The sequence below is a fragment of the Pseudomonas sp. Sample_24 genome (assembly GCF_004307605.1).
GTDB lineage: Bacteria > Pseudomonadota > Gammaproteobacteria > Pseudomonadales > Pseudomonadaceae > Aquipseudomonas.
Genome location: NZ_RCNW01000479.1, coordinates 1 through 6,645, shown reverse-complemented (window position 1 = coordinate 6,645; position 6,645 = coordinate 1). Strand labels below are relative to the sequence as shown.

Sequence of the window (6,645 nt, the reverse complement as noted above, 5' to 3'; positions counted from 1 at the left end):
GAAATCATCTCCGGCACCGTGAAGAAAGTGACCCGCGACAACGTGATCGTCGATCTGGGCAACAACGCTGAGGCGTTGCTGGCCCGTGAAGACATCATTTCTCGCGAAACCTTCCGGGTGGGTGTGCGCTTGCGTGCACTGCTCAAGGAAATCCGCACCGAGAACCGCGGCCCGCAGCTGATCCTGTCGCGTACCGCGCCGGAAATGCTGATCGAGCTGTTCCGTATCGAAGTGCCGGAAATCGCCGAAGGCCTCATCGAGGTCATGGCCGCCTCCCGTGATCCGGGTTCGCGTGCCAAGATCGCCGTCCGCTCCAAGGACAAGCGCATCGACCCACAAGGTGCCTGCATCGGTATGCGCGGTTCGCGCGTCCAGGCGGTATCGGGTGAGTTGGGCGGTGAGCGTGTTGATATCGTGCTGTGGGACGACAACCCGGCCCAGTTCGTGATCAACGCCATGTCCCCGGCCGAGGTTGCGGCAATTATCGTTGACGAAGATGCCCATGCCATGGACATCGCCGTTGGCGCAGACAATCTGGCTCAGGCCATCGGTCGCGGTGGTCAGAACGTGCGTCTGGCTAGCCAGTTGACTGGCTGGACCCTGAACGTGATGACCGAATCGGACATCCAGGCTAAGCAGCAAGCAGAAACCGGCGACATCCTGCGCAACTTCATCGAAGAGCTTGAAGTCGATGAAGAACTGGCTCAGGTGCTGGTAGATGAAGGCTTCACCAGCCTGGAAGAGATTGCCTACGTACCGTTGGAAGAGATGCTCAACATCGACGGCTTTGACGAAGACATCGTCAACGAGCTTCGCGCTCGTGCCAAGGATCGTTTGTTGACCAAAGCCATCGCTACTGAGGAAAAGCTGGCAGACGCCCATCCGGCCGAAGACCTGCTCTCGCTTGAGGGTATGGACAAGGATTTGGCGATGGAACTGGCGGTGCGCGGCGTAATTACCCGCGAAGACCTGGCCGAGCAGTCTATTGACGATCTGCTCGACATCGACGGCATTGACGATGATCGTGCCGGCAAGTTGATCATGGCCGCCCGAGCCCACTGGTTCGAGTAATTAGGCGCGGCCTGAGGAGAGAAGTGCATGACGCAAGTCACGGTGAAACAACTGGCCGATGAGGTCAAAACACCGGTAGAGCGCCTGTTGCAGCAGATGCGTGAGGCAGGTCTGCCGCACACCGCCGCCGAAGAAAGTGTGACTGACAGTGAGAAGCAATCGTTGCTGACTCACTTGAAAAGCAGCCACAAGGCGAAAGTGGAAGAACCACGCAAGATTACGCTGCAGCGTAAAACCACCAGCACCCTGCGTGTTGCTGGCAGCAAAAGCATCAGCGTTGAAGTACGCAAGAAGAAAGTCTTCGTACAGCGCAGCCCGGAAGAAATCGAAGCCGAGCGCAAGCGTGAACTGGATGAACGTCGCGCAGTAGAAAATGCTGCACGTCAGAAGGCTGAAGAAGAAGCCAAGCGTCGCGCCGAAGAAGAAGCGCGTCGCCAGCCTGCTGCTGCGCCGACCGCTCCAGCCGAACCTGTTGCTGCGCCTGTTGCAGTGGCCGAGCCTGTGCGTGAAAGCGCTCCGGTTGTGGCTGCCGCACCGGCTGCAGACGCTCGCAAGCGTGACGAGCCGCGCCGTCCGGACAAGCCACGTGCCGACGATAACAATCGTCGCGGTGGTGGCGATGGCGAGCGCAAAAACGCTCCGCATCGTGCTTCGGTCAAGGAAAAAGCACCTGCGCCACGCGTTGCCCCACGTACTACCGACGAAGAAAGCGATGGCTTCCGTCGTGGTGGTCGCGGCAAGGCCAAGCTGAAGAAGCGCAACGCCCACGGTTTCCAGAGCCCAACCGGCCCTGTCGTGCGTGAAGTGAAGATCGGCGAGACCATCACTGTTGGCGATCTCGCTCAGCAGATGTCGGTCAAGGCTGCTGAAATCATCAAGTTCATGTTCAAACTGGGTACTCCAGCGACCATCAACCAGGTACTGGATCAGGAAACTGCCCAACTGGTTGCTGAAGAACTGGGCCACAAAGTGACCCTGGTCAGCGATACCGCCCTGGAAGATTCCCTGGCAGAGTCCCTGAAGTTTGAAGGTGAGGCTGTTTCCCGTGCGCCAGTCGTGACCGTAATGGGCCACGTTGACCACGGTAAAACTTCCCTGCTCGACTACATCCGTCGTGCCAAGGTTGCTGCGGGCGAAGCCGGTGGCATTACCCAGCACATCGGTGCATATCACGTTGAAACCGACCGTGGCATGGTGACGTTCCTCGACACCCCTGGTCACGCCGCGTTTACCGCAATGCGTGCCCGTGGTGCCAAGGCGACCGACATCGTGATCCTGGTGGTTGCAGCGGACGACGGCGTAATGCCGCAAACCATCGAAGCCGTTCAGCATGCTCAGGCTGCTGGCGTTCCGCTGGTTGTCGCTGTGAACAAGATCGACAAGCCAGGTGCTGACCTCGATCGCATCCGTAGCGAACTGTCGGTCCACGGCGTGACTTCGGAAGAGTGGGGTGGTGATACTCCATTCGTACCGGTCTCGGCGAAGATGGGTACCGGTGTCGACGAACTGCTCGAAGCCGTATTGCTGCAAGCCGAAGTCCTGGAACTGACTGCAACTCCTTCGGCTCCTGGCCGTGGTGTCGTGGTTGAATCGCGTCTGGACAAGGGCCGTGGCCCGGTGGCTACCGTTCTGGTTCAGGACGGTACCCTGCGTCAAGGCGACATGGTTCTGGTCGGTTCGAACTACGGTCGCGTTCGGGCCATGCTCGACGAGAACGGCAAGCCAATCAAGGAAGCCGGTCCGGCCATCCCTGTCGAAATTCTCGGCCTGGACGGTACCCCGGACGCTGGCGACGAGATGAGCGTGGTTGCCGACGAGAAGAAAGCCCGTGAAGTGGCTCTGTTCCGTCAAGGCAAGTTCCGCGAAGTCAAACTGGCTCGCGCTCACGCCGGCAAGCTGGAAAACATCTTCGAAAACATGGGTCAGGAAGAGAAGAAGACGCTCAACATCGTCCTCAAATCCGACGTCCGTGGTTCGCTGGAAGCGTTGAACGGTGCCTTGAATGGCCTGGGTAACGACGAAGTGCAAGTACGTGTGGTCGGTGGCGGTGTCGGTGGTATCACCGAATCCGACGCCAACCTGGCTCTGGCTTCCAACGCTGTACTGTTTGGCTTCAACGTGCGTGCCGATGCCGGTGCTCGCAAGATCGTCGAGCAGGAAGGTCTGGATATGCGTTACTACAACGTGATCTACGACATCATCGAAGACGTCAAGAAAGCCCTGACCGGCATGCTCGGCAGCGATGTTCGCGAGAACATCCTGGGTATCGCCGAAGTGCGTGACGTGTTCCGTTCGCCAAAGTTTGGCGCGATCGCCGGTTGCATGGTTATCGAAGGTGTTGTTCACCGTAACCGTCCAATCCGTGTACTGCGTGAAGACATCGTTATCTTCGAAGGCGAGCTGGAATCCCTGCGCCGCTTCAAGGATGACGCTTCCGAAGTACGTGCCGGCATGGAATGCGGTATCGGCGTGAAGAGCTACAACGACGTCAAAGTCGGTGACAAGATCGAAGTCTTCGAGAAGGTTCAGGTTGCTCGCAGCCTCTAACTCGCGCACTTCAGGAGCCGTGATGGCCGGTCGCACTCAATCGTGCGACGCATCACCCGGACTCTAAACGCAACGCCCGGTCTGGCTTCTGTCAGGCCGGGCGTTTGCCGCTTTCAGACCTCACGGGTTTCACCGTGGGGCAGTTACAGGTAACAAGACATGGCAAAAGAATATAGCCGTACCCAACGTATCGGCGATCAGATGCAGCGCGAGCTGGCACAGCTGATCCGTCGCGAAGTCAAAGACCCGCGCGTCGGCCTGGTCACCATTACTGCTGTGGAAGTCAGCCGTGACGTCGGTCATGCCAAGATTTTCATCACCGTGATGGGTCAGGACAGCGCTGAAGACATCGCTCAAAGCATCAAGGTGCTGAATTCCGCCGCCGGTTTCCTGCGTATGCAACTGGCTCGCGAAATGAAGCTGCGCAGCGTCCCGCAATTGCACTTCCACTACGACGAAAGCGTCGTGCGCGGTGCGCATCTGTCGGCATTGATCGAGCGCGCTGTGGCTGAAGACAATCAGCATCCGGTTGCGGCAGAAGCCGAAGACACCAAGGAGTAATCGGTGGCTCAGGTCAAACGTATCCGTCGTAATGTCAGCGGAATCATCCTGCTCGACAAGCCGCTGGGGTTCACCTCCAACGCAGCTTTGCAGAAGGTCCGCTGGTTGCTGAACGCCGAGAAGGCCGGTCACACCGGCAGTCTCGATCCGCTGGCCACCGGCGTTCTGCCGCTGTGCTTCGGTGAAGCCACCAAGTTCTCGCAATACCTGCTCGATTCGGACAAGGGTTACGAGACGTTGGCGCAACTGGGCAAAACCACCACCACGGCGGACGCCGAAGGTGAGGTTCTGCAGGAACGCCCGGTGACCGTTGGTCGCGCCGATATCGAAGCTGTCCTGCCGGATTTTCGTGGGCAAATCAGTCAGATACCGCCGATGTACTCGGCCCTCAAGCGGGATGGCCAGCCGTTGTACAAGCTGGCGCGTGCTGGCGAAGTAGTGGAGCGCGAACCGCGTTCTGTTACTATTGCGCGCTTGGAATTGCTGGCCTTCGAAGGTGATACTGCGCGACTGGCAGTGGATTGCAGCAAAGGCACCTATATTCGTACCCTCGTGGAGGATATTGGTGAAAAACTCGGTTGTGGCGCTTACGTTGCAGAACTGCGACGTACCCAGGCCGGGCCTTTCACGCTGGCCCAGACCGTCACCCTGGAAGAGCTGGAAGCGGTACATGCCGAAGGCGGCAACGAAGCGGTTGATCGCTTCCTGATGCCATCGGACAGCGGCCTGCTCGATTGGCCGTTGTTGCAGTTCTCGGAGCACAGCTCGTTCTACTGGCTCAACGGCCAGCCGGTTCGCGCCCCGGATGCACCGAAGTTCGGCATGGTACGGGTACAGGATCACAATGGTCGCTTCATCGGTATCGGTGAAGTGAGCGAAGACGGGCGCATCGCGCCGCGTCGACTGATTCGGTCAGAATGACCGAACGAGTGTGGCTGTCAGCAGGCACGGTCACTACTCATTTTTAGATACAGGGATTTGTCCCTGGCCTGTTGAAACTGTTTTTCGACAAACAGTTTCCTGATAAAAGGATTGCCTCATGGCTCTCGACGTTCAAGAAAAAGCTCAAATCGTTGCTGACTACCAGCAAGCTGTTGGTGACACTGGTTCGCCGGAAGTGCAAGTAGCACTGCTGACCGCCAACATCAACAAACTGCAAGGTCACTTCAAGGCCAACGGTAAAGATCACCACTCCCGTCGTGGTCTGATCCGCATGGTTAACCAGCGTCGCAAGCTGCTGGACTACCTGAAAGGCAAGGACGTGAGCCGTTACAGCGCTCTGATCGCTCGCCTGGGTCTGCGTCGCTAATAAGCGATTGCGCTAGAGGTTGGTTGTCTGTCGTGCACCAGCGGGTTTCCCGCCAGTGCACGGCAGGCTCCCAGCCTCAAGTTTTATCTGGATACCTGCTTTACCTGAGTAGCACCTGGACAATTGTGTCGGGCCGATTCCCGGCGTTGCCCAAGAATTTCGCAAGAAACCCGTTTCCCCAAGAGCCACAAAAGAAGGTAGGACACCGTGAACCCGGTAATCAAAAAATTCCAGTTCGGTCAGTCGACCGTTACCCTCGAGACTGGCCGAATCGCCCGTCAGGCCTCCGGCGCAGTATTGGTCACCGTTGACGACGACGTCAGCGTATTGGTGACCGTAGTCGGTGCAAAACAAGCCGATCCAGGCAAGGGCTTCTTCCCTCTGTCTGTTCACTACCAGGAAAAAACTTACGCTGCCGGTAAGATCCCTGGCGGTTTCTTCAAGCGTGAAGGCCGTCCTTCCGAGAAAGAAACCCTGACTTCCCGACTGATCGACCGTCCGATCCGTCCGCTGTTCCCTGAAGGCTTCATGAACGAAGTGCAGGTTGTCTGCACCGTCGTTTCCACCAGCAAGAAGACCGATCCGGACATCGCTGCGATGATCGGTACTTCGGCAGCCCTGGCGATCTCCGGCATTCCTTTCGATGGCCCGATCGGCGCTGCCCGCGTTGCCTTCCACGAAAGCACCGGCTACCTGCTGAACCCGACCTACGAGCAACAGGCTGCCTCGAGCCTGGACATGGTCGTTGCCGGTACTTCGGACGCCGTATTGATGGTTGAATCGGAAGCCAAAGAGCTGACCGAAGACCAGATGCTGGGCGCGGTACTGTTTGCTCACGACGAGTTCCAGGTTGTGATCAACGCGGTCAAGGAACTGGCTGCCGAAGCTGCCAAGCCAACCTGGACCTGGGCTCCAGCGCCAGAAGCCACCGAACTGCTGGGCGCTATCCGTGCCGAGTTCGGCGAAGCGATCTCCCAGGCCTACACCATCACCGTCAAAGCCGACCGTTACGCTCGCCTGGGCGAGTTGAAAGACCAGGTTGTTGCCAAGCTGTCCGGTGAAGAAGGCCAGCCTTCCGCTTCCGACGTCAAAGCGGCTTTCGGTGAAATCGAATACCGCACCGTTCGCGAAAACATCGTTAACGGCAAGCCACGTAT

Annotated in this window: 5 protein-coding genes and 1 pseudogene; all 6 read left to right on the top strand. The window is 58.2% G+C overall.

The window, feature by feature from the left end; translation table 11 throughout:
- Positions 1 to 1,071 (top strand): transcription termination factor NusA (gene nusA, locus D8V06_RS27540; RefSeq protein ID WP_130932197.1); only part of this gene is annotated, 1,071 nt, incomplete at its 5' end.
- Between the two features lie 27 nt (positions 1,072 to 1,098).
- Positions 1,099 to 3,618, top strand: coding sequence for a translation initiation factor IF-2 (gene infB, locus D8V06_RS27535; RefSeq protein ID WP_056854969.1), 2,520 nt, complete (start codon positions 1,099 to 1,101; stop codon positions 3,616 to 3,618).
- Positions 3,619 to 3,777: 159 nt separating this feature from the next.
- On the top strand, positions 3,778 to 4,179 hold the full coding sequence (rbfA, locus tag D8V06_RS27530) for a 30S ribosome-binding factor RbfA (protein WP_034148332.1): 402 nt from the start codon (positions 3,778 to 3,780) through the stop codon (positions 4,177 to 4,179).
- Between the two features lie 3 nt (positions 4,180 to 4,182).
- Entirely contained in the window at positions 4,183 to 5,100 is a 918-nt protein-coding gene (truB, locus tag D8V06_RS27525; protein WP_056854970.1) for a tRNA pseudouridine(55) synthase TruB, read from the top strand.
- Between the two features lie 118 nt (positions 5,101 to 5,218).
- Entirely contained in the window at positions 5,219 to 5,488 is a 270-nt protein-coding gene (gene rpsO, locus D8V06_RS27520) for a 30S ribosomal protein S15 (protein ID WP_011332409.1), read from the top strand.
- Between the two features lie 207 nt (positions 5,489 to 5,695).
- Positions 5,696 to 6,645 (top strand): annotated as a pseudogene (locus D8V06_RS27515) (polyribonucleotide nucleotidyltransferase); the annotation flags it as partial.